General features: G+C 56.7%; 26 protein-coding genes and 2 tRNA genes. 20 read left to right on the plus strand and 8 right to left on the minus strand.

The window, feature by feature from the left end; translation table 11 throughout:
- Positions 1-504, plus strand: a 504-nt coding sequence (locus AUK77_RS08010; RefSeq protein WP_296128020.1) for a transporter substrate-binding domain-containing protein, incomplete at its 5' end; no start/stop codon positions are given.
- A 9-nt stretch (positions 505-513) separates the two neighbouring features.
- On the opposite strand, the gene AUK77_RS08015 is transcribed toward AUK77_RS08010, so the two are convergent.
- The 4 genes from AUK77_RS08015 to AUK77_RS08030 form a co-directional block, all read right to left on the minus strand.
- Complete coding sequence (locus tag AUK77_RS08015; RefSeq protein WP_296128078.1) at positions 514-972, minus strand: DUF1232 domain-containing protein; 459 nt, start codon at positions 970-972, stop codon at positions 514-516.
- A gap of 368 nt (positions 973-1,340) precedes the next feature.
- Positions 1,341-2,045: an FKBP-type peptidyl-prolyl cis-trans isomerase gene (locus AUK77_RS08020; RefSeq protein ID WP_296128022.1), complete on the minus strand. Its 705-nt coding sequence runs from the start codon at positions 2,043-2,045 to the stop codon at positions 1,341-1,343.
- A 188-nt stretch (positions 2,046-2,233) separates the two neighbouring features.
- Positions 2,234-2,310: transfer RNA gene (locus AUK77_RS08025), tRNA-Asp, on the minus strand.
- A gap of 21 nt (positions 2,311-2,331) precedes the next feature.
- Positions 2,332-2,407: transfer RNA gene (locus AUK77_RS08030), tRNA-Val, on the minus strand.
- 267 nt (positions 2,408-2,674) lie between these two features.
- On the opposite strand from AUK77_RS08030, the gene rdgC reads away from it, so the two are divergent.
- Both rdgC and sugE read left to right on the plus strand, forming a co-directional pair.
- Positions 2,675-3,595 (plus strand): recombination-associated protein RdgC, encoded by a 921-nt coding sequence (gene rdgC / locus AUK77_RS08035; protein WP_296128024.1) that lies wholly within the window; start codon positions 2,675-2,677, stop codon positions 3,593-3,595.
- A 157-nt stretch (positions 3,596-3,752) separates the two neighbouring features.
- A complete protein-coding gene (sugE, locus tag AUK77_RS08040) occupies positions 3,753-4,067 on the plus strand; it encodes a quaternary ammonium compound efflux SMR transporter SugE (RefSeq protein ID WP_296128026.1) in 315 nt (104 codons plus the stop codon).
- Positions 4,068-4,131: 64 nt separating this feature from the next.
- On the opposite strand, the gene AUK77_RS08045 is transcribed toward sugE, so the two are convergent.
- A complete protein-coding gene (locus AUK77_RS08045; protein ID WP_296128028.1) occupies positions 4,132-4,434 on the minus strand; it encodes a DUF1883 domain-containing protein in 303 nt (100 codons plus the stop codon).
- A gap of 154 nt (positions 4,435-4,588) precedes the next feature.
- Between AUK77_RS08045 and AUK77_RS08050 the strand changes: the two genes are divergently transcribed.
- Positions 4,589-5,626 carry an RNA methyltransferase gene (locus AUK77_RS08050; RefSeq protein WP_296128029.1) on the plus strand — a complete coding sequence of 346 codons (1,038 nt, stop codon included), beginning with the start codon at positions 4,589-4,591 and terminating at the stop codon, positions 5,624-5,626.
- A gap of 177 nt (positions 5,627-5,803) precedes the next feature.
- On the opposite strand, the gene nfuA is transcribed toward AUK77_RS08050, so the two are convergent.
- The gene (nfuA, locus tag AUK77_RS08055) at positions 5,804-6,388 is read right to left on the minus strand and encodes a Fe-S biogenesis protein NfuA (RefSeq protein WP_296128031.1); all 585 of its coding nucleotides are present in this window, start codon (positions 6,386-6,388) and stop codon (positions 5,804-5,806) included.
- 100 nt (positions 6,389-6,488) lie between these two features.
- Entirely contained in the window at positions 6,489-7,175 is a 687-nt protein-coding gene (locus AUK77_RS08060; protein ID WP_296128033.1) for an alpha/beta family hydrolase, read from the minus strand.
- A 105-nt stretch (positions 7,176-7,280) separates the two neighbouring features.
- On the opposite strand from AUK77_RS08060, the gene ccoN (AUK77_RS08065) reads away from it, so the two are divergent.
- The 14 genes from ccoN (AUK77_RS08065) (at position 7,281) to hemN (ending at position 20,989) form a co-directional block, all read left to right on the plus strand.
- Positions 7,281-8,720 (plus strand): cytochrome-c oxidase, cbb3-type subunit I, encoded by a 1,440-nt coding sequence (ccoN, locus tag AUK77_RS08065; RefSeq protein ID WP_296128034.1) that lies wholly within the window; start codon positions 7,281-7,283, stop codon positions 8,718-8,720.
- Positions 8,720-9,328, plus strand: coding sequence for a cytochrome-c oxidase, cbb3-type subunit II (gene ccoO, locus AUK77_RS08070; protein ID WP_296128036.1), 609 nt, complete (start codon positions 8,720-8,722; stop codon positions 9,326-9,328). The genes ccoN (AUK77_RS08065) and ccoO (AUK77_RS08070) overlap by 1 nt, the downstream gene beginning before the upstream one ends.
- A gap of 4 nt (positions 9,329-9,332) precedes the next feature.
- Positions 9,333-9,518, plus strand: coding sequence for a cbb3-type cytochrome c oxidase subunit 3 (locus AUK77_RS08075; RefSeq protein ID WP_296128038.1), 186 nt, complete (start codon positions 9,333-9,335; stop codon positions 9,516-9,518).
- Positions 9,515-10,453 (plus strand): cytochrome-c oxidase, cbb3-type subunit III, encoded by a 939-nt coding sequence (gene ccoP / locus AUK77_RS08080; protein WP_296128042.1) that lies wholly within the window; start codon positions 9,515-9,517, stop codon positions 10,451-10,453. The genes AUK77_RS08075 and ccoP (AUK77_RS08080) overlap by 4 nt, the downstream gene beginning before the upstream one ends.
- A 353-nt stretch (positions 10,454-10,806) precedes the next feature.
- Positions 10,807-12,249 carry a cytochrome-c oxidase, cbb3-type subunit I gene (gene ccoN / locus AUK77_RS08085; RefSeq protein ID WP_296128045.1) on the plus strand — a complete coding sequence of 481 codons (1,443 nt, stop codon included), beginning with the start codon at positions 10,807-10,809 and terminating at the stop codon, positions 12,247-12,249.
- Positions 12,249-12,857 carry a cytochrome-c oxidase, cbb3-type subunit II gene (gene ccoO / locus AUK77_RS08090; protein ID WP_296128048.1) on the plus strand — a complete coding sequence of 203 codons (609 nt, stop codon included), beginning with the start codon at positions 12,249-12,251 and terminating at the stop codon, positions 12,855-12,857. The genes ccoN (AUK77_RS08085) and ccoO (AUK77_RS08090) overlap by 1 nt, the downstream gene beginning before the upstream one ends.
- 6 nt (positions 12,858-12,863) lie before the next feature.
- On the plus strand, positions 12,864-13,049 hold the full coding sequence (locus AUK77_RS08095; RefSeq protein WP_296128051.1) for a cbb3-type cytochrome c oxidase subunit 3: 186 nt from the start codon (positions 12,864-12,866) through the stop codon (positions 13,047-13,049).
- Complete coding sequence (gene ccoP, locus AUK77_RS08100) at positions 13,046-14,008, plus strand: cytochrome-c oxidase, cbb3-type subunit III (RefSeq protein WP_296128054.1); 963 nt, start codon at positions 13,046-13,048, stop codon at positions 14,006-14,008. The genes AUK77_RS08095 and ccoP (AUK77_RS08100) overlap by 4 nt, the downstream gene beginning before the upstream one ends.
- Before the next feature lie 136 nt (positions 14,009-14,144).
- Positions 14,145-15,557: a cytochrome c oxidase accessory protein CcoG gene (gene ccoG / locus AUK77_RS08105; protein ID WP_296128056.1), complete on the plus strand. Its 1,413-nt coding sequence runs from the start codon at positions 14,145-14,147 to the stop codon at positions 15,555-15,557.
- A 12-nt stretch (positions 15,558-15,569) separates the two neighbouring features.
- Entirely contained in the window at positions 15,570-16,082 is a 513-nt protein-coding gene (locus AUK77_RS08110) for a FixH family protein (protein WP_296128058.1), read from the plus strand.
- A gap of 8 nt (positions 16,083-16,090) precedes the next feature.
- A complete protein-coding gene (locus tag AUK77_RS08115) occupies positions 16,091-18,490 on the plus strand; it encodes a heavy metal translocating P-type ATPase (protein WP_296128060.1) in 2,400 nt (799 codons plus the stop codon).
- 92 nt (positions 18,491-18,582) lie between these two features.
- A complete protein-coding gene (ccoS, locus tag AUK77_RS08120) occupies positions 18,583-18,807 on the plus strand; it encodes a cbb3-type cytochrome oxidase assembly protein CcoS (RefSeq protein WP_296128063.1) in 225 nt (74 codons plus the stop codon).
- Entirely contained in the window at positions 18,800-19,483 is a 684-nt protein-coding gene (locus AUK77_RS08125) for a sulfite exporter TauE/SafE family protein (protein ID WP_296128065.1), read from the plus strand. The genes ccoS and AUK77_RS08125 overlap by 8 nt, the downstream gene beginning before the upstream one ends.
- Before the next feature lie 123 nt (positions 19,484-19,606).
- A complete protein-coding gene (hemN, locus tag AUK77_RS08130; protein ID WP_296128067.1) occupies positions 19,607-20,989 on the plus strand; it encodes an oxygen-independent coproporphyrinogen III oxidase in 1,383 nt (460 codons plus the stop codon).
- A gap of 3 nt (positions 20,990-20,992) precedes the next feature.
- Here hemN and AUK77_RS08135 read toward each other — a convergent pair whose 3' ends face one another.
- The gene (locus AUK77_RS08135; protein ID WP_296128070.1) at positions 20,993-21,451 is read right to left on the minus strand and encodes a hypothetical protein; all 459 of its coding nucleotides are present in this window, start codon (positions 21,449-21,451) and stop codon (positions 20,993-20,995) included.
- A 153-nt stretch (positions 21,452-21,604) separates the two neighbouring features.
- Here AUK77_RS08135 and fnr point away from each other — a divergent pair, with 153 nt between their 5' ends.
- Together fnr and AUK77_RS08145 are read left to right on the plus strand one after the other, a co-directional pair.
- Entirely contained in the window at positions 21,605-22,339 is a 735-nt protein-coding gene (gene fnr / locus AUK77_RS08140; RefSeq protein ID WP_296128072.1) for a fumarate/nitrate reduction transcriptional regulator Fnr, read from the plus strand.
- A 29-nt stretch (positions 22,340-22,368) separates the two neighbouring features.
- A complete protein-coding gene (locus tag AUK77_RS08145) occupies positions 22,369-22,917 on the plus strand; it encodes an adenine phosphoribosyltransferase (protein WP_296128075.1) in 549 nt (182 codons plus the stop codon).
- Positions 22,918-23,214: the final 297 nt, after the last annotated feature.

The raw sequence follows: 23,214 nt of genomic DNA on the forward strand, positions 1-23,214 counted from the left end.
TGGCCGGATGCGCGTGGAATGGGTGGCCGGATCAGCGTGGAATCGGTGGTCAGATGCTCATGGAATGGGTGGCCAGATGACCGTGGAATCCGCAGTGAAGAAGATGTATTGCTTGTCCATCGCCAGCGTCAGCCCATCACCGACCTCGAAGGGCTTTACGGGAAAACCCTGGGCACGCAATTGGGGTATATCTACAGCCCAGCTCTGATGGATGCGTTTACGCAGAAAAAGATCGTTCGGCAAAATTTGCGCGACTACAGCACAGGCATCAACTTACTGAGCATGCACCGCCTGGATGCCATGATCGATATGCGCCGCCCCGTGACCCATCAACTGAATAAACACCCTGATGCGCCAGTACAGATCAACCCATGGGTCATTGATCGCTATGACATGCACTGTGCGTTTAGCCCGAAGCTACCCGTTAGCGCAGATAAGCTCGACGAGATACTGAACGAATTACGTGAAGAAGGCGTAATTGAAAAATTGCTCAATAAGAGTTGAATCTCTCCATCACTGAGACGTGTGACCGCGCTCTTCGAGTAATTGCTGCTCACACGCTGGAAGCTGCTCCAACTTTAAGATCACCTCGGCGGACTGCGATGCGCGCCACAACTCAAAAGCTGATAGCTCATCGCGCCAAGTGCGCGCGACCCAAGCTAGGATCGCCAAGTCATCCAATAATCCGATACCCAACAGCCAATCAGGCAATCCGTCGAGCGGCGTGATGAAGTATAACAGTGCGCCAACCACCGCCAGCAGAGCGGGCGTACTGATAGCCCGGTAATCGCCCCGCCACCAGGCCAGACACAAAGCCTGTAGCGACCGCAACTGAGCAGAAAAATCAGCAAAGCGCTTACCCAACCCTTCACGCTTTCGGGCGACAGAAAAGAGCAACGACGGTAACCGTCCCGCCTTGATAAAACGTTGAGCTAACGCTTGGTAACGCGCGAAGTGTCTGGGTGTTTTCATCGTCTTTTCCGGCAATCCCGCACAGTTACTGGGCTGGCTCAGGTTATCCACTAAACCTGTGGATAACCTTGTGAACAGTTTATCGATAACCCCCGCAAACGCCCAGCCCACGCGGCCTCGCAACAGATAGGGCATTTTTTGCTCAGACGCTAAATATTCATATAAATCAACAAGTTAAAAATCACAAATGATTTATGAAAAGCTGTTACAGGAAATTGTCACAGCCCCTCAGGTCAATGTGCATAACCGTAACAGTGCATGATTTTTAAGCCCCCTAAAATGCGCAACGTCAAGCGAAAAAGGCAGAATCTGAGCAACAGAAACGACAACGCCCCGTGATGACGGGGCGTTGTTTAAAAGCGCAGATTTTACTCTTTCGAAGCGTCTTTGATCGCAATCAACTCAAGGTCAAAAACCAGGACTGAATTGGAGGGAATAGCCGGTGTTGGGCTCTGCTCGCCGTAAGCAAGCTCACTCGGAATGTACAGCTTGTATTTCTCCCCAACGTGCATCAATTGCAGACCTTCTACCCAACCAGGAATCACGCCATTTACCGGCAGATCAATCGGGCTGCCGCGCTCAACTGAACTGTCGAATACGCTACCGTCGGTCAGCTTGCCTTCGTAGTGTACGGTCACTACATCGGTAGCTTTAGGTTGAGCGCCGTCGGCTTTCTTAACCACTTCATACTGCAGGCCAGAGGCGGTGGTGACCACGCCTTCACGCTTAGCATTGTCTTCAAGGAATTTCTTGCCTGCAGCAGCAGACTCCTCGTTCATTTCAACCATGCGTTCTTCAGCGCGCTTTTGCAGAAAGGCGAACGCTTCGATGAGTTCTTCATCTTTCAGGCGCTGTTCTTTTTTGCCGATGGCATCTTCGATACCTTGCGCAACCGCATTGGAATCGAGGTCATCCATGCCTTCCTGAGCCAGGCTTTTGCCCATATTCAGGCCGATGCCGTAAGAGGCTTTCTGAGCAGGGGTTTCCAGGGCAACTTCGCTAGTCTGCGAATCGCAACCTGCGAGTACCAAACCAACCAGGGCGACCGCCGCTGCTAAACGATGCTGTTTCATGCTTGTTCCTTGTCCGGTGCGCCCTAGGGCATTCAGGTGAAAGCGCGAGCTTAGCAGGCCGTCGCAATCAATGGCTACCGCGATAAGAAACAGAAAATGCGAATAAGTTCAGGTGTTTAGCTGAATTTAAGGAGGAATTTTTTGCGCTTGAGGAATTGTCACAGAGGGGATGAAGCGAGGATAAAAAATGGCGCAGCGGACGGGACTCGAACCCGCGACCCCCGGCGTGACAGGCCGGTATTCTAACCGACTGAACTACCGCTGCGCGTAACTTCAAAAAGCGAGTTGGTGGGTGATGACGGGATCGAACCGCCGACCCGCTGCTTGTAAGGCAGCTGCTCTCCCAGCTGAGCTAATCACCCTTCACTCTCGAAGTGGGGCGCATTCTAGAGAGCCATCGAGACCTTGGCAAGCACTGTTTTTAAAATTTTTTATTGATGCAGCAAAGGCTTAGCGCAGACTTGGCCTAATGCGCCGCGCGGGGGAATAATGCAGCCTCGAATGCAACACACAGGTTGTGTGGCAGGTCGTACCGTTTTGCCCAACCTGATACAGCGCCCGCACAGGGTACTGACAACTTGTGACACCTGCCTTTGCTGGCGGGTCTGTTAATGGAGATTCACCCCCTTATGTGGTTCCGCAACCTGCTGGTTTATCGCCTCACCCAAGACCTCCCGTTTGACGCCGAGGCCCTTGAAACCGCACTGGCAGCCAAGCCGGCTCGCTCATGCGCCAGCCAGGAACTCAGCACCTACGGCTTTATCGGCCCATTTGGCAAAGGCGCAGATGCCCCGCTGGTGCATGCCAGCGGTGATTTCCTGCTGATTGCCGCGCGCAAGGAAGAGCGCATTCTGCCGGGCAGCGTGGTGCGTGACGCCTTGAAAGATAAGGTTGATGAGATCGAAGCTGAGCAGATGCGCAAGGTTTACAAGAAAGAGCGCGATCAACTCAAGGATGAAATCGTACAGGCCTTCTTGCCACGCGCTTTTATCCGCAAATCCGCCACTTTTGCCGCCATCGCGCCGAAACAAGGCCTGATTTTGGTTGACTCGGCCAGCGCCAAACGCGCCGAAGACTTGCTGTCGACCCTGCGTGAAGCCATCGGCTCACTGCCAGTTCGCCCGCTGAGCGTAAAAATTGCCCCAAGCGCCACCCTTACTGACTGGGTCAAAGTGCAGCAAGCCGCGCCGGACTTCCATGTCTTGGACGAATGCGAACTGCGCGACACCGGCGAAGACGGTGGCGTCGTGCGCTGCAAACGCCAAGACCTGACCAGCGATGAAATCCAACTGCACATGACCGCCGGCAAGCAGGTCACTCAACTGTCCCTTGCCTGGCAAGACAAATTGTCCTTCGTGCTGGATGACAAACTGGTGGTTAAGCGCCTGCGCTTTGAAGACCTGCTGCAGGATCAAGCCGAGCAGGATGGCGGCGATGATGACCTCGGCCAACAAGACGCCAGCTTCACCTTGATGATGCTGACCTTGGTCGAATTCCTCCCGGCGCTTTACGAAGCCCTGGGCGGCGAAGAGACCCCGCAAGGCATTTGATTGCCGCACAAGGCTTGGCCGCAGAGGGTTGTTACCGCTGACCCTTTGCGCTTGCCTTGCAGGTGATCCTGTGCAAAATTCGCCCAAGTGAGGACGACCTCACTGCGCGAGCGCAATCCATCCGGGACGACCCACCCTCTGCTTATGGACGGTGTTTATGTCTTGGTTGATTCTGCTACTGGCTGGTCTGTTCGAAGTGGCTTGGGCCATCGGTCTGAAATACACCGACGGTTTTACCCGTCCGCTGCCCACCCTTCTCACTGTTAGCGCGATCATTATCAGCTTGGCATTGCTGAGCCTGGCCATGAAGGGCTTACCACTTGGCACTGCGTATGCCATCTGGACGGGCATAGGCGCAATTGGCACGCTGATCGCCGGAGTCATCCTGTTTGGCGAGTCCATAACGCTGTTGCGCATGGCCAGCGCAGCGCTGATTATCTGCGGTCTGATCGGGCTAAAAATCAGCCACTAGTCAAATAGCGCGCAGAAAAAAGCCTGCGATTAAGCAGGCTTCAGGCTCACTTATTGATTAGCTATCAGCTCAGGCGCGAAGTCGACTTGCGAATGATCTTGATTGAATGTTTGAGCGTCGGCTTGCGGGTTACGCTAACGGCACGGCGACTCACTGTATCGATGGTGATATTCCAGAAACCGCTGCTGGGCACCGTAATTTTGGCCGGAAACGTATCAAAAGCCCCGCCATGATAGGTGTGGCGCCCGCCATTTTTGAAACTGCGGAAATTGGCATCACTCATCAAACGAATGTTGCAGGTTTGTGAGCACTCGATCACCACGATGTCGTCTTCATTGAGGTGTTCGCGCTGGTGTATAAATTTCATTTACCGCTCCGCACAGCTGGGACAGGCTAAATCAGGCCGCTAGTATGAGTGTCCGGCGCAGCTTGAGCAAAGCCTAAGGTTTTTTGCTTGCGTTTATGCCGGTCGATTTCGACACATACCCTCGCAACCTGGCCAGTGGTAGCATGCGCGCCCCATGCATATTCAAGACTTTCATCAACGCCTGAGCGACCTCGGTGCCAAACCCATGCACATCGGCCGGATTACCCGCGCCTGGCTGCGGGGCATGCCGCTGGATACCGGTACGCGCAATCAAAAAACCGAGAACTTTTTGCCGCTGGCGGTACGTAATGCCCTGCCCGAGATCAGCAGCGCGCTCGATCAATTGGCCCGACTGAGCGCAGAGCATCCCGCCGGTGATGGCTCTGCACGACTGCTGGTGGAGCTGGCCGACAAACAGATGGTGGAAAGCGTGCTGCTCCCGCGCGACGGCCTATGCGTCTCCAGCCAAGTCGGCTGCGCGGTGGGCTGCGTGTTCTGCATGACCGGCAAAAGCGGATTGCTGCGCCAACTCAGCACCGCCGAAATTGTTGCCCAAGTTGCACTGGCCCGGCGTTTTCGCCCGGTGAAGAAAGTCGTGTTTATGGGCATGGGCGAACCGGCGCACAACCTCGACAACGTGCTCGAGGCCATCAACCTGCTCGGCACCGAAGGCGGCATCGGCCAGCGTAATCTGGTGTTTTCCACCGTCGGCGATCCACGGGTGTTCGAGCGTTTGCCGCAGCAGCAGGTCAAGCCGGCGCTAGCGCTGTCGCTGCACACAACCGATGCCGAGTTGCGCCAGCAACTCCTCCCGCGCGCACCTCGCATCGACCCAGAAGAGCTGGTGGAACTGGGTGAAGCCTACGCTCGACACATTGATTACCCAATTCAGTATCAGTGGACGCTACTTAAAGGCATCAACGACAGTGTGGAAGAGATGGACGGCATCTTGCGCCTACTCAAGGGCAAGTACGCGATCATGAACCTGATCCCTTACAACAGCCTGGAAGACGATGAATTCCAGCGCCCCGATGGCGACCGCATCGTACAGATCGTGCGCTACCTGCACAGCCGTGGCGTGCTGACCAAAGTGCGCAACTCGGCCGGCCAAGATATTGACGGCGGTTGCGGGCAACTGCGCGCACGGGCAACCGAGGTGCTGGATCGACGCAAAAGCCGCGCTAAGGCTTGACCACGCAGGCCCTGTCGCGGCTAAAGCCCCTCCCACCAGGATGAGCAGCACGGCCAATCAGTCGTTGACTGCAGGCTGTTGTGGGAGGGGCTTTAGCCGCGAGCCTTTGCTCTAACAAATATCCATCGCCATAAAAAATGCCCGCAGAACGCGGGCATTTTTCAGTGAGTTGTCTACTCAGTAGTAGGCATTTTCTTTGACGCTGTGATCGGTCACGTCACGCACCCCTTTCAACTCGGGAATGCGCTCAAGCAGGGTTTTCTCGATGCCTTCCTTGAGGGTGAAATCAACCTGACCGCAACCTTGGCAGCCACCGCCAAACTTGAGTACGGCAATACCGTCCTCAACCACGTCAATCAGACAGACTTCGCCGCCGTGACTGGCAAGGCTGGGATTGATCTCGGTTTGCAGGTAATAGCTGATGCGCTCGTTGACCGGGCTGTCGTCGTTAACCATCGGCACTTTGGCATTCGGCGCTTTGATGGTGAGCTGGCCGCCCATACGGTCGGTGGCATAGTCGACCACAGCATCTTCAAGAAACGGCTCACTGACGGCGTCGATCCAAGCGGTAAAGCTGGCCAGGCCCAAAGCAGTATCTTCAGTTTTCTGCTCGCCTGGCTTGCAATAGGCGATGCAAGTTTCTGCGTACTGAGTGCCCGGCTGGGTAATAAATACGCGAATGCCGATGCCCGGAGTGTTCTGCTTGCTGAGCAGGTCAGCCAGATAATCGTGGGCAGCGTCAGTAATAGTAATGGTGCTCATGGCAACTCCTCGCAAACATGGGCGCAGTGTACGCCACTCACCGGGCCGGGCAAAGCCCTAGTATTTTAGTAGGACAAATAAACCACCACGCCCAGACGCCTCATGTTTTTTGAGTGATAAAGGTTGCGATAAGGTCGGCTGCGGTTTCCATGTGCTGATGCTGGGTAAAACCAGAGCGTTTAAGCGGTTTGAGATCGTGATCGGCCGCTGCAAGCCAGTGCAGCGTGATCGCATCAGCTAACGGGTACGTCGCTACAGCCTGCCGATCCCCCAATGCATCACGTTCGCCCTGGATAATCAGCGTGCGCGTTTTCAGCTGCGCCAAGTGCTCGATTCGCGGCTTCTGCGGTTTGCCAACGGCGTAGAACGGATATCCCAAGCAGACCAAAGCATCAGGCTCTAGCTCGTCAGCCAGCAGACTGGCCATCCGCCCGCCCATGGACTTGCCGCCAATCGCCAGCGGGCCGACAACCTGCTCGCGCACCTGTTGATAAACCTCGCGCCAACGCTCAAGCAATTGCGCCTGAGGATTGGGCGGTCGCTTTTTACCGTCCTGGCGGCGCGCAGCCATGTAGGCAAACTCAAACCGCATTACTGCCACGCAACGCAGGGCAAGGCTTTGCGCCATCTGCTGCATGAACTCACTGTCCATCGGTGCGCCAGCCCCATGGGCTAGGAGCAACGTCGCCCGGCGATCACTCTCAGGCTGATCCCACAGCCAGATATCACCGACTTGTCCTTGCGGGTATTGATCCCTGTCAATACCGAGCCCTCGCCCTTTGCTCATGCTTACCTCGCTAGAAGAGTCCGTTGGACTGTGGGCCTGATTGTATGGGTCTTCAGCCGCTGATTTTAAATAGATCTGCCTATAACCGTGGATGGAAGCCCAGACATGAACACAACCAGCAGTTCCGCCTACAACTACAAGGTGGTTCGCCAATTCGCCATCATGACGGTGGTGTGGGGCATTGTCGGGATGGGGGTCGGCGTGTTTATCGCCGCGCAACTGGCCTGGCCTGAACTCAACCTGAACCTACCGTGGACCAGTTTTGGGCGCTTACGCCCTCTGCACACTAACGCGGTTATTTTCGCTTTCGGCGGCTGTGCGCTTTTTGCCTGCAGCTATTACGCCGTGCAACGCACCTCGCAAACCACCCTGTTTGCACCCAAGCTCGCGGCCTTTACCTTTTGGGGCTGGCAGCTGGTGATTGTCTTGGCCGCAGTAACCCTGCCGCTGGGTTTGACCAGCTCTAAGGAATACGCCGAACTGGAATGGCCGATCGATATTCTGATCACCGTTGTCTGGGTCAGCTATGCCATCGTATTTTTTGGCACGGTAGCCAAGCGCAACGTCAGCCACATCTACGTGGGTAACTGGTTCTTCGGTGGTTTTATTCTCACCGTGGCGCTGCTACACGTTGTCAACAGCATGGCAATGCCCGTGACCTTCACCAAGTCCTACTCGGCCTATGCCGGGGCGACGGATGCGATGATTCAGTGGTGGTACGGCCACAACGCCGTGGGCTTCTTCCTGACTGCAGGCTTCTTGGGGATGATGTATTACTTCGTGCCCAAACAAGCTGGCCGCCCGGTTTACTCCTATCGCCTGTCCATCGTGCACTTTTGGGCGCTGATCGCCGTTTACATCTGGGCTGGCCCGCATCACCTGCATTACACCGCACTGCCTGACTGGGCGCAGAGCCTGGGCATGGTGATGTCGCTGATTCTCCTGGCCCCGAGCTGGGGCGGCATGATCAACGGCATGATGACCCTCTCTGGCGCTTGGCATAAGCTGCGCACCGACCCGATCCTGCGCTTTTTGGTCGTGTCCCTGGCGTTTTATGGCATGTCGACCTTTGAAGGTCCGATGATGGCCATCAAGACCGTTAACGCCCTGTCCCACTACACCGACTGGACCATCGGCCACGTTCATGCCGGCGCCCTCGGCTGGGTTGCCATGGTATCGATCGGCGCGCTCTACCACATGGTGCCAAAAGTCTTTGGCCGCGAAGAAATGCACAGCGTTGGCTTGATCAATGTGCACTTCTGGCTCGCCACCATCGGCACCGTGCTGTACATCGCCTCCATGTGGGTCAACGGCATTGCTCAGGGCCTGATGTGGCGCGCAGTCAACGAAGACGGCACCCTCACCTACTCCTTCGTTGAAGCCCTCGAAGCCAGCCACCCAGGCTTTGTGGTGCGTTTGATCGGCGGCGGGATTTTCTTCGCCGGCATGCTGGTCATGGCCTGGAACGTTTGGCAGACCGTGCGCAACACCAAGGCCGCCGAAATGGAAGCCGCTGCGCAGTTTTCGGTTGAAGGAGCCCACTGATGAGACACGAAATACTCGAGAAAAACATCGGCCTGATGGCCCTGCTGATGGTGCTGGCGGTGAGTGTCGGCGGCCTGACGCAAATCGTCCCGCTGTTTTTCCAAGACGTCACCAATGAGCCGGTGGCAGGTCTAAAGCCTTACACAGCCCTGCAACTGGAAGGCCGTGACCTGTACATCCGCGAAGGCTGCGTAGGCTGCCATTCGCAGATGATTCGACCTTTCCGTGCCGAAACCGAACGTTATGGCCACTACTCGGTAGCCGGTGAAAGCGTGTACGACCACCCCTTCCTGTGGGGCTCCAAGCGTACCGGCCCGGATCTGGCACGCGTTGGCGGGCGCTACTCGGATGAGTGGCAGCGTGCACACCTGTACAACCCGCGCAACGTAGTACCTGAATCGAAAATGCCGGCGTACCCGTGGCTGGTTGAAAACACCCTGGATGGCGAAGACACCGCCGCCAAGATGAAGGCCCTGCGCACCCTCGGTGTGCCTTACAGCGACGAAGACATTGCGGGCGCAACTGAAGCAGTGAAAGGCAAAACTGAGATGGATGCCATGGTTGCCTACCTGCAAGTGCTCGGCACTGCCGTCAAGAACAAGAGGTAGCGCCATGTCATTCGAACATTTTGATATCGGCATGCTACGTGGCATCGGAACAGGCCTGGTTTTACTGTCCTTTGTTTGCGTGACCCTGTGGGCTTACAGCGGCAAACGTCGCGCCGCCTTCGATGAGGCCGCCCTGCTGCCTTTTGCCGATGAATCCAAGCTGGCTGCACCAAGGAGCAAGACCCCATGAGCACTTTCTGGAGCTGGTACATCACGCTGCTGACTGTCGGCACCCTGCTCGCGTTGTTCTGGTTAATTTTCGCCACCCGTAAAAGCGAAGTTCACAAGAACCCCACCGAACAGACCATGGGCCATTCCTTTGATGGCATCGAGGAATATGACAATCCACTGCCAAAGTGGTGGTTCATGCTGTTCATCGGCACCATCATCTTTTCCATTGGCTACCTGGTGCTGTACCCAGGTTTGGGCAACTGGAAAGGACTGCTGCCAGGCTATGAAGGCGGTTGGACTCAAGAAAAACAGTGGGAACGTGAAGTCGCCAAGGCTGATGAAGCCTATGGCCCGATCTTCGCCAAATACGCAGCTATGCCCCTAGAAGAAGTAGCCAAAGACGAGCAAGCATTGAAAATGGGCGGCCGTATGTTTGCTACCTATTGCTCTGTTTGCCACGGCTCCGATGCCAAGGGCGCTGTAGGCTTTCCTAACCTGGCTGACAACCATTGGCGCTGGGGCAGTGCACCGAGCGATATCAAAACCAGCATCCTTAATGGACGCATGGGTGTGATGCCAGCTTGGGCGGCAGTGATTGGTGAAGAAGGCGTTCAGGACATTGCCGCTTACGTGCGCAAAGACCTGGCTGGCCTACCGCTCCCCGCCGACAATAGCTACAACCAGGAAAAAGGCGCCGCTATATACGCTGCCAATTGCCTGGCTTGCCACGGCGCTGAAGGTAAAGGCATGGCCATACTCGGCGCGCCCGACCTGACCAGCCCGGCGGGTTGGATCTACGGCAGCAGCCTGGTGCAACTGCAACAAACCATTCGCCACGGTCGTAATGGTCAGATGCCCGCGCAAGACCAATACCTTGGCAATGACAAAGTGCACCTGCTGGCGGCTTACGTAATGAGCCTGAGCCAATCGAAGTCTGATTCCGCAACCAAGTAGTTACACCGCAACACATTGACTGGCGACGCAATGTCGCCAGTCAATTTCTCCCCTCACACCGATGCGACCCAAAGTCGCACCTCGCATACTCGATACATTCTTCCCCCGCTACTTGAGCTAATCTCTTCCTCAGTCGCCATTTGCTATAACTCCAAGGCGATTCCTATCTTTGCGCTTGATCGTTCTAGGCACCTATAGCCTCAGGTTCTGCTCCGTTCAGTTGTTTGTGCGGGTCTGCCAAAGGCCTAGAAGGCCTCACTGCTGCGGCGTGCGTCGTTGCAATGAGTACATGCTTTCTACATACTTGCCGCCGTTTTTTGCCCCTAGAAAATCCATTAACCGTGGAACCCATAATGAGCACAGCAATCAGTCAGACTGCTTATAACTACAAGGTGGTTCGCCAGTTCGCCGTAATGACGGTGGTCTGGGGAGTCATTGGCATGGCTTTAGGCGTGTTTATCGCCGCACAACTCGTGTGGCCCGGACTCAACCTAGGCATGGAATGGACGAGCTTCGGTCGTCTGCGCCCTCTTCACACCAACGCAGTGATCTTTGCCTTCGGCGGTTGCGCGCTCATGGCCACCTCGTTTTACGTGGTGCAACGTACCAGCCAGGCGCGTCTGATATCGGATGGCTTGGCGGCTTTTGTGTTCTGGGGCTGGCAAGCGGTGATCGTTGCGGCGGTCATTACCTTACCGATGGGTTTCACCGGTTCCAAGGAATACGCCGAACTCGAGTGGCCAATTGACATCCTGATTACCGTGGTTTGGGTGGCTTACGCCATCGTGTTCTTCGGCACGGTGATGAAGCGTCAAACCAAGCACATTTATGTGGGCAACTGGTTCTACGGTGCATTCATCCTGGTTACGGCCATGCTGCATATCGTCAACAGCGCTGCTGTTCCGGTCGGCATGTTCAAGTCGTACTCGATGTATGCCGGCGCGACCGATGCCATGATTCAGTGGTGGTACGGTCATAACGCCGTAGGCTTCTTCCTGACCACCGGCTTCCTGGGGATGATGTACTACTTTGTTCCCAAGCAAGCTGAGCGTCCGATTTACTCGTATCGCTTGTCGATTGTGCATTTCTGGGCACTGATCACCCTGTATATCTGGGCTGGTCCGCACCACCTGCACTACACCGCACTGCCGGATTGGGCCCAGTCTCTGGGCATGGCCATGTCGATTATCCTTCTGGCACCAAGCTGGGGCGGCATGATCAACGGCATGATGAGCCTGTCGGGAGCCTGGCATAAGCTGCGTACCGACCCAATTCTGCGCTTCCTGGTGGTATCGCTGGCGTTTTACGGCATGTCGACCTTTGAAGGTCCGATGATGGCGATCAAAACCGTCAACGCCCTTTCCCACTACACCGACTGGACCATCGGCCACGTTCACGCCGGCGCTCTCGGCTGGGTAGCCATGATCTCCATCGGCGCGCTCTATCACTTGGTTCCCAAGGTGTTTGGTCGTCCGCAGATGCACAGTGTTGGCCTGATCAACGCGCACTTCTGGCTGGCCACTATCGGTACGGTGCTGTACATCGCATCCATGTGGGTAAACGGCATCACCCAGGGTTTGATGTGGCGCGCAGTCAACGAAGACGGCACCCTCACCTACTCCTTCGTTGAAGCCCTTGAAGCCAGCCACCCAGGTTACGTGGTACGCATGATTGGCGGCGCCTTCTTCGTTGCCGGCATGCTGTTGATGGCCTACAACACTTATCGCACCGTGCGTGCCGCAAAAGCTTCTGAATACGAAGCTGCTGCGCTGATGCCTGCCGGAGTAGCACACTGATGAAACACGAAATCATTGAGAAGAATATTGGCCTGATGGCGCTGCTGATGGTTTTGGCCGTCAGCATCGGCGGCCTGACTCAAATCGTTCCGCTGTTTTTCCAGGACGTGACCAACGAGCCAGTTGAGGGCCTCAAGCCCTACACTGCGCTGCAGTTGGAAGGCCGCGACATCTATATCAAAGAGGGTTGCGTCAGCTGCCACTCACAGATGATTCGTCCGTTCCGTGCCGAAACCGAACGTTATGGCCACTACTCGGTAGCAGGTGAAAGCGTTTGGGATCACCCGTTCCTGTGGGGTTCCAAGCGTACTGGTCCGGATCTGGCCCGCGTAGGCGGCCGCTACTCGGATGAGTGGCAGCGTGCTCACCTGTACAACCCGCGCAACGTTGTGCCCGAGTCCAAAATGCCGGCCTACCCATGGCTGGTAGAGAAAAAACTCGACGGCGAAAACACAGCGCAAAAGATGGAAGTCATGCGTAACTTCGGCATCCCTTACACCGATGAAGACATTGCCGGTGCAAAAGAGGCTGTCAAAGGCAAAACCGAGATGGACGCCCTCGTTGCGTACCTTCAGGTTCTCGGCACATCCATCAAGAACAAACGGTAACGCACAATGGATATCGGGACGATTCGCGGCATAGGTACAGCAGTAGTCTTTATCGCCTTTATTGGCGTAGTGCTCTGGGCCTACAGCAGCAAGCGTAAATCCAACTTCGACGAGGCCGCCAACCTGCCTTTCGCCGACGATCCCAAACCCAATGAGCGTGACGAGCAATCTTCCAGGAGCAATAACCAATGACCACGTTCTGGAGTTGGTACGTAACCATTCTGTCTCTGGGCACCATCTTTGCCCTGACTTGGCTGATCTTCGGCACCCGTAAAGGTCAGCGCGAAGAGACCACCGAGGAAACTGTCGGCCACTCCTTCGATGGCATCGAAGAGTTCGACAACCCGCTGCCCAAGTGGTGGTTCATGCTGTTTATCGGCACCATCATTTTCGCCCTGGGCTACTTGGTGCTCTACCCGGGCCTGGGTAACTGGAAAGGCCTGCTGCCGGGCTACAGCTACCTCGACAACAAAGAGCAAACTACTTTCTCCACAGGCTCGAGCGGCTGGACCGGCGTGCATCAGTGGGAAAAAGAAATGGCTAAAGCTGACGTCCAATACGGACCGATCTTCGCCAAATATGCAGCCATGCCGATTGAGCAAGTGGCCCAAGACGAGCAAGCGCTGAAAATGGGCGGCCGCCTGTTTGCGTCCAACTGCTCGGTTTGTCACGGCTCTGATGCCAAGGGTGCCTATGGCTTCCCCAACCTGACCGATAACGACTGGCTGTATGGCGGCGACCCGGAAACCATCAAAACCACCCTGCTCAAGGGTCGCCAAGGCATGATGCCTGCGCAACTGGGTGTGATTGGCGAGGATGGTATCCGCCACGTTGCCGGCTACATTCGCAGCTTGTCCGGCCTGAAGAATCCGGAAGGGATCAAGGTTGACCTTGCCGCAGGTCAAAACATCTTCGCCGCCAATTGTGCAGTCTGTCATGGTGCTGATGCCAAGGGGCAACAAGCCATGGGAGCGCCTAATCTGACTGACAAGGTCTGGTTGTATGGCTCCAGCTTTGCCCAGATCCAGCAAACTCTGCGCCATGGTCGCAATGGCAAGATGCCTGCCCAGGAAGATTTCCTTGGCAACGATAAAGTGCATCTGCTGGCGGCTTACGTGTACAGCCTGTCCCAGGACAAAACCGAGAAGTGATTCTCCCGCTCGACAAGCGCGACTGCTGGTCGCACTTGTCGAGTGATTATCAGGCGTACCATAGCGCACGAGCACGTATGACTTTGATCGGCACGTATCGATCAAAGCAGCCAATCAACCGCCGTGGTACAAACTGATGAGCACGCAAATTCCAGTTAAAGATGTAACCCCTACCCCGGCCAAGGTCGAAGTCGTTGACCTGTACGCCAACCGCGAAAAAATCTACACCCGCTCATTTACCGGCATCTTCCGCAACCTGCGCATGCTCGGTGGTGCAGCCTTATTCCTACTGTATTTCGGCACCGTTTGGCTGACCTGGAATGGCCGCCAAGCCGTATGGTGGAACCTGCCTGAACGAAAGTTCTACATTTTTGGTTCGACCTACTGGCCGCAAGACTTTGTACTGCTCTCCGCACTGCTGATCATCGCCGCCTTCGGCCTGTTTTTTATAACCGTCTTCGCAGGCCGCGTCTGGTGTGGCTACACCTGCCCACAAAGTGTCTACACCTGGATTTTCATGTGGGCAGAGAAGATCACCGAAGGCGATCGCAACCAACGCATGAAGCTCGACAAAACCCCAATGAGCGCGCAGAAATTCCTGCGCAAGCTGGCCAAGCACAGCATTTGGGTGGGTGTTTCTTTAGCGACTGCCATCACCTTTGTCGGCTACTTCACGCCGATTCGCGAACTGATCCCTGAACTGTTTACCCTGCAAGCCGGCGGCTGGGCTTTATTCTGGGTAGGCTTTTTTACCCTCGCCACTTATGGCAACGCCGGTTACTTGCGCGAACAAGTGTGCATCTACATGTGCCCCTACGCCCGTTTCCAGAGTGTGATGTTCGACCAAGACACACTGATTGTTTCCTACGACCCGCGCCGTGGTGAAGCACGTGGGCCGCGTAAAAAAGACGCGGACTATAAGGCTCAGGGTTTAGGCGAATGCATCGACTGTAAAATGTGCGTCCACGTCTGCCCTACCGGCATCGATATCCGTGACGGCCTGCAGATTGAATGCATCGGTTGTGCCGCCTGTATTGATGCCTGCGACAGCATCATGGAGAAGATGAACTACCCCAAAGGGCTGATCAGCTACACCACTGAACACAACCTGTCGGGACAAAAAACCCATTTGGTGCGCCCACGCCTGATCGGCTATGCCGTGGCGTTGCTGGCAATGTTCTGTGTATTTGCCTGGGCTGTCGCGAGCCGCTCACTGGTTGAGCTGGACGCACTTAAAGATCGCGTGCTTTACCGTGAAAACGAGGAAGGCCGGATCGAGAACGTCTACACCCTTAAAATCATGAATAAAGCACAACATGCTGTAACTTACTCGATTACCGCTGACGGCCTTGATGGCTTAGTGTACGAAGGCAAACGCGAAATCAAGGCTGTGGCCGGCGAAGTGTTGTCACTCCCCATTGAGCTGTCCATCGAGCCCGAGAAGCTGCCCTCAAGCACCAATGAAATCACCTTCCACCTGCAAGCGGTGGACGATCCAAGCATCAAGACTGACGCTGCCAGCCGTTTTATCGGCCCCAGCGTGCGCTGACCAGAGAAGACCATGACTGAACAAACTCCCGAGATCATCAAGCCTTGGTACAAACAATTTTGGCCGTGGTTTTTGATTAGCCTACTGGCTTACTCCGTGGTGCAGGGGCTGACCCTGCTGACCATTGCAACCAAAAACCCGCCGGGACTGATTTCCGATGACTATTACGACGTAGGCAAAGGCATCAACCAGTCGCTTGAGCGTGAAAATCTTGCCACGCGCCTGCAACTGCATGCGGCGCTTGTACTTGACGATGAGACCGGTACAGCCACCCTCCAGCTCAATGGCAACAGCCGTCCGCAGCAGTTGGTGTTGAACGTTATTTCGCCCACTCAACCGGAGCGAGACCGTCGCGTAATCCTGCAGCCACGTGAAGACGGCAGCTACAGCGGGCAGATGATCGATGCCATCAGTGGCCGTCGTTTTGTTGAGCTGATCGGCCAGGAAGGCGGCAAAGACTGGCGCCTGTTTGAAGAGAAGACCGTTGAAAGCGGTCGCCGTATGTACCTCGGGGATGTTCAGTAAGCATACCGATGGCCAGCCCAACTCCCTGCTACCACTGCGGCTTGCCGGTACTCACCGGCAGTCGCTATCAAGCTGCTGTGCTTGGTGCTACCCGTGAAATGTGCTGCCCGGGCTGCCAGGCAGTGGCTGAAGCCATTGTCAGCAGCGGCTTGGAGCACTACTACAAGCACCGCAGTGAAAACGCCTCCAATCCGCAAAGCTTGCCGCAAGCATTGCCCGATGAGCTGGCTCTTTACGACCGCAGCGACGTGCAGCAACCTTTCGTCGAACATGATGGCGAGCTCAGCGAGACCTGCCTGTTGATCGAAGGCATCAGCTGCGCGGCCTGCGGCTGGTTGATTGAAAAACACCTGCGCGCCATCCCTGGCGTCAGTGAAGCGCACTTGAACCTCTCCAACCATCGCCTGCAGGTGCGCTGGACCGATAGCCAACTGCCGCTCAGCAGCCTGCTCAAGGCGCTGCGCAAAATCGGCTATGCCGCCCACCCTTGGCAGGCCGATGCCGCCGCCGAGCAATTGCAGCGAGAAAACCGCCGCGCCATGCGCGAACTGGGCGTGGCCGGCATGCTGTGGATGCAGGTAATGATGGCCACCATGGCCACTTGGCCGGAATTCAACATCGACCTCACACCAGAGCTCGATAAGATTTTGCGCTGGGTCAGCCTGTTCCTCACCACACCGATTGTTTTCTACTGCTGTGGTCAATTCTTCCGCGGTGCGCTACGTGACCTACGCACCCGGCACCTGACCATGGATGTATCGGTGTCGCTGGCAATTGGCGGCGCCTATGTCGCCGGTATCTGGTCAACCATCACCGGTCAAGGCGAGCTGTATTTTGACGCAGTGGGCATGTTTGCCTTGTTCCTCTTGGCCGGCCGCTATTTGGAACGCCGAGCCCGAGAGCGCACAGCGGCAGCCACGTCACAGTTGGTCAATCTGCTCCCTGCTTCTTGCTTGCGCTTGGACGCCGACGGACAAAACCAGCGCATTCTGCTTAGCGAACTGCGTGTCGGCGATCAGGTGCTCGTGCCGCCAGGTGCACTGTTGCCCGCCGACGGCCGTATTGTGCAAGGCCAGTCGAGCGTCGATGAATCGCTATTAACCGGCGAATACCTGCCGCAGCCTAGAGCTATTGGCGACAGCGTGACCGCTGGCACGCTAAACGTTGAAGGCCCCTTGTGCGTTGAGGTGCAGGCGCTGGGTGATGCCACCCGCCTCTCGGCCATCGTCCGTTTGCTGGAGCGTGCGCAAAACGATAAACCACGCCTGGCCGTGCTGGCAGATCAGGTCGCTCAGTGGTTCCTGTTGATCGTATTGGTGGTCGCGGCCATCGTCGGCTGGGCTTGGTGGCAAATAGACCCGTCGCGGGCTTTTTGGATTGTGCTGTCCTTGCTCGTAGCCACCTGCCCCTGCGCGCTCGCGCTGGCCACCCCGACAGCGCTTACGGCCGCCACGGGCTCACTGCACAAGCTGGGCCTGCTGCTGACCCGAGGGCACGTACTGGAAGGCCTGAACCAGATTGACACTCTCGTGCTGGACAAAACCGGCACCCTGACCGAAGGCCGCCTGACCCTAAGCGCTATCCATCCACTGCGTGACTTGGACGCAGACAGCTGCCTGGCCTTGGCCGCCGCGTTGGAAAACCGCTCTGAGCATCCTATTGCCCGCGCCTTTGGTTTGGCCCGTGAGGCCGCCGATGAGGTCGAGAGCCATCCTGGCCTGGGTTTGCAGGGCCGCGTTAAGGACTGTGTACTGAGGATTGGTCAGGCCGACTTCGTCTGCGCCCTGAGCCAGCAAACAGCACCGCGCATTACCGGTGAAAACGGTCAATGGCTGCTATTGGGCGATGAGCAAGGTCCGCTGGCCTGGTTCGTTCTGGATGACCGCCTGCGTGACGATGCGCCGCAACTGATCAACATGGCCAAGGCCAAGGGTTGGCAGATCATGCTGCTGTCTGGTGACAGCTCACCCATGGTTGCCGAGGTGGCCCGCCAACTGAGCATTGATGATGCGCGTGGCGGCCTGACGCCCGACGCAAAACTCGCTGTACTCAAGCAGTTGCATAGCGCAGGTCGCCGGGTGCTGATGCTCGGCGATGGCGTCAACGATGTGCCTGTGCTGGCCGCTGCGGATATCAGCGTGGCCATGGGCAGCGCCACCGACCTGGCGAAAACCAGCGCTGATGCGGTATTGCTGTCCAATCGACTGAGCAGCTTGGTGCAAGCTCTACACATGGCGCAACGTACTCGCCGCATCATCATCGAGAACCTTACATGGGCCAGTCTGTACAATGGCTTGGTACTGCCCTTCGCGGCTGTCGGCTGGATTACCCCGATCTGGGCAGCCCTAGGTATGTCAGTCAGTTCGTTGTTGGTGGTACTTAACGCCCTGCGACTGACTCGTAAATAGGGCGAACGCGGTCTCACCGGCCTCACCAACCGTCGCCATGGTGAAGACAAAAGCCAAGGCCATCCCATGTCCTGCCCGAAACCGGAGATTTCATGCCCGCTCTCTATATTCTGATCCCGGTGGCCATTGCGCTGGTTGGCTTCGCCATTTGGTTGTTTTTCTGGGCGGTGGACAGTGGCCAGTTCGACGACCTGGACGGCCCAGCGCACAGCATCCTGTTCGACGATGAAGACCCCAAACATCAGGCTGCGGTAAACGAGGCACACGAGCAGCACAACTCAACCAAGCCGGACGAACCGGGTAAAACCGATGCTTGAACTGCTCCCGCTGCTGATTTCTGCCCTGATTCTCGGCTTGCTCGGTGGCGGCCATTGTCTAGGTATGTGTGGCGGCCTAATGGGCGCATTGACGCTGGCGATTCCGCCAGAAAAACGCCAACAACGCTTTTTTTTCCTGCTCGCCTACAACCTCGGGCGCATCCTCAGCTATGCCCTGGCCGGCCTGCTGATCGGTCTCGCCGGCTGGGCACTGACGGCCGGCCCGTTAGGCACCTTCATGCGCGTCTTGGCTGGCTTACTGCTGATCGCCATGGGGCTTTATCTGGCGGGCTGGTGGAGCGGCCTGACCCGCATTGAGGCTCTTGGGCGAAACCTATGGCGTGTTATTCAACCACTGACCAAACACTTTATGCCCGTCACCAGCGCGCCCAAGGCGCTCGTGCTCGGTGCGCTGTGGGGCTGGCTGCCGTGCGGCTTGGTCTACAGCACCCTGCTCTGGGCAGCGAGTCAAGGTAATGCCTTAAACAGTGCCGCCTTGATGCTCGCCTTTGGCCTAGGTACGTTGCCGGTGCTAATGGCCACAGGCCTCGCAGCAGAGCGCGTAACCGCCCTCTTGCGTCGTCAGGGCATTCGTATGGCGGGGGGAATTCTGGTCATGCTGTTCGGCTTGTGGACACTCCCTGGCCCACACCAGCATTGGCTCATGGGCCACTGAAACCCTGATAAAAGGCCACGGCACTCGCGCCCTGGATCGATTTTGGCTTGATACAAGTCAAAACACACCCTTTGCGCCGCTCTTAGACTCGCCGGTACTGAAAGCCAGACCGGGAAAACCCGCATGCTCAACGCCATCCAGTGGGACAGTACTCTGATTCGTCGTTACGACCAGGCAGGCCCCCGCTACACCTCTTATCCGACTGCCGTGCAGTTCCACGAACGCATTGGCCAGTTCGACTTGCTGCATGCCTTGCGTGACAGCCGTAAAGCCCTGCGCCCACTGTCGCTGTATGTGCACATCCCGTTCTGCGCGCACATCTGTTACTACTGCGCCTGCAATAAAGTGATCACCAAAGATCGTGGCCGCGCCCAGCCCTATCTGGAAAAACTTCAACGCGAAGTGGCCATTGTCAGCCGCCACCTTGACCCGCGGCAGACCGTCGAACAACTGCATTTTGGCGGCGGCACGCCCACGTTCCTCAGTCACGACGAACTGCGCCACCTAATGGCCCACCTGCGCCAGCACTTCAACCTGCTCGATGACGACAGCGGCGATTACAGCATCGAGATTGACCCGCGCGAAGCCGACTGGTCGACCATGGGCCTGCTACGCGAACTGGGCTTCAACCGCGTCAGCCTGGGCGTGCAAGACCTGGATCCCGCCGTGCAGCGCGCCGTCAACCGCCTGCAAACGCTGGAAGAAACCCGCGCGATTGTCGAAGCAGCGCGCACCCTGCAATTTCGCTCAGTCAACATCGATCTGATTTACGGCCTGCCGCTGCAAACGCCTGAGCGCTTCGCCCGTACCGTGGAAGAAGTCATCGCCCTGCAACCGGATCGTCTGTCCTTGTTCAACTACGCGCACTTGCCAGAGCGCTTTATGCCGCAGCGGCGGATCAACACCAGCGACCTGCCAAGCCCAGTCGACAAACTCGCCATGCTGCAAGCCAGCATCGAACAACTGAATGCCGCGGGTTATCGCTACATCGGCATGGATCACTTCGCCCTGCCCGACGACGAACTGGCCAGCGCTCAGGAAGACGGCAGCCTGCAGCGTAATTTCCAGGGTTACACCACGCACGGCCATTGCGACCTGATCGGTTTAGGGGTGTCTTCAATCAGCCAGATCGGCGATCTCTACTGCCAGAACAGCAGCGACCTGAACATCTATCAGGAAAGCCACGGCAATAACGAACTGGCGACCCTGCGCGGCCTGCACTGCGACGCTGACGACCGCGTTCGCCGCGCGGTGATCCAACAGCTAATTTGTCACTTCCAACTGCGCTTTGCCGATATTGAGCAGGCGCATGCAATAAATTTCCGCAGTTACTTCGCAGAAATCTGGCCGCAACTGCAGCAAATGGCCAGCGACGGCCTGATTGACTTGAGCGCCCAAGGCATCGATGTCAAGCCGGCGGGTCGACTGCTGGTCAGGTCGCTGTGCATGCTGTTTGATCGCTACATGTGCGAACAAAGCCAGCAGCGTTTCTCGCGGGTTATCTAGTACCTATTTCATCAGCAGGCTGGACAGTTCCTGCATCTGCTGATCGGTCAGGCCTTGTTCGCGCAAAGCCTTGAGCAGCGTGGTATGGGCGCTGCTCAAGGCACCCTGCAGTGACGCCAGTTCACTCTGCAAGGTTTCAATCTTCAAGCGTTTAGCCTCGGGATCAAGGCTCTGGTCACTCATGACCGCATTCAACTCCTCTTTCTTGGCCTCGATCTGCTCCTTGAGCGCGCGAATTCGCTTGAGCAGGTCCTTGATCAGATCCGGCAGGCTGCTGTCATCGATATCTTGGTTTTTCTGGGCGGCGGAACGGGCCTTGCCCAGCTCCGACAGACTGACGCGCAGACTATCGCGCAGTGCCTGATCATCCTTCTCGACGCCATCGACGCCATCGACGGTCGCGCTTTTGCGCTCAACCGCCAACCCCAGGCGGCCAATCATCGATGTCAATTCCAGGCGCATAAACTTACTCACTTGCAGATACCTCAACCGCCTGAACTATCGGCTGTTCAGCGCCATACTTGAACACATGGTCAAGAAGCCATGTCACTGGCTGTCACCCGCTGGCTGCTGTAACCTTGAGCCTATTGTCTGCTCAGCTCAGGAACACTGACGATGTCCGAAAGCATCAAGTTGCATACCCCACATCAAGCCCATTGCAAGGACTGCAGCCTGGCGAGTTTGTGCCTGCCGCTGTCGCTGAATCTGGAAGACATGGACGCGCTCGACGAAATCGTCAAACGCGACCGCCCGATGAAAAAGGGTGAGTTTCTTTTCCGCCAGGGCGACGCGTTCAACTCCGTCTTTGCCGTGCGGGCGGGCGCGCTGAAGACTTTCAGCCTGAGCGATGGCGGCGACGAACAGATCACCGGCTTCCATCTACCTAGCGAGTTAGTTGGTCTGTCAGGCATGGACAGTGAAATTTACCCTGTTTCGGCCATGGCACTGGAAACCACCTCAGTGTGCGAAATTCCCTTCGAGCGCCTGGACGAGTTGGCCGTACAACTGCCACAACTGCGCCGTCAGTTGATGCGCATCATGAGCCGCGAGATCCGCGATGATCAGCAAATGATGCTGCTGCTCTCGAAGAAAACCGCTGATGAACGTATCGCTACCTTCCTCGTGAACCTCTCCGCCCGCTTCCGCGCGCGCGGCTTCTCGGCCAATCAATTCCGCCTGGCCATGTCGCGCAACGAAATTGGTAACTATTTGGGCCTTGCCGTGGAAACCGTATCGCGGGTATTTACTCGCTTCCAACAAAACAACCTGCTCGAAGCCGAGGGCAAGGAAGTGCACATCATCGACCCTATCGAGCTGTGTGCCCTAGCTGGCGGCAACCTCGACAGTTGATCGATACGCTAGCGCAGGACAGATACGCGATGATTTTTGACGAGTTCAGCATCAAAACCCTGATTCGCCCCGTGGTGGATTTCCCCAAACCGGGGGTTATTTTCCGTGACATCACCCCACTGTTTCAGTCGCCACGTGCCCTGCGCCTGGTGGCTGATAGCTTTATCCATCGCTATGTCGAAGCCGACTTCAGCCATATCGGCGCCATGGATGCACGGGGGTTTCTGATCGGCTCAATCATCGCCTATGAGCTGAACAAGCCTTTGGTGCTGTTTCGCAAGCAGGGCAAACTGCCTGCCGATGTCATCAGCGAGAGCTACCAGACTGAATACGGCGAAGCCAAACTCGAAGTGCATGCCGACAGCCTGTGCGAAGGTGACAAAGTGCTGATCTTCGATGACCTGATTGCCACTGGTGGCACCCTCCTCGCCGCTGCACAGCTGGTTCGCCGCCTGGGTGCCAGCGTGGTCGAGGCCGCTGCAATCATCGACCTGCCCGAACTGGGCGGCTCCGAAAAATTGCAGGACTGTGGGATTCCCACCTTTGCCCTGACCCGCTTCGCCCTCAACGATCTATAACCCCGTCATCACATGCTGACTGCCGTAAGGCGGTCGGTTTTGTCGAGCCTGATAATCCCGCCTATTCACTGAGTCCCATGGACAGCTGGTCGATGGACATGGTGCGACAGATGATGGAAACCTACCCACTGGCGTCAATGTAATTCCCACCCTTTATCCTGATTGCCACCTGCACCCTAGTGAACATGTTTAGGGCTGGGTGTTGGCGCTGATGGAAAATTGACCCACCCTGCCGATTGAAATTTGACCCAGGGCGGATTGCTGATTTTGTTACCAGCAACTGTGGATAAGTCTACC

This window comes from Pseudomonas sp. Ga0074129, from assembly GCA_001465025.1.
Lineage (GTDB): Bacteria > Pseudomonadota > Gammaproteobacteria > Pseudomonadales > Pseudomonadaceae > Aquipseudomonas.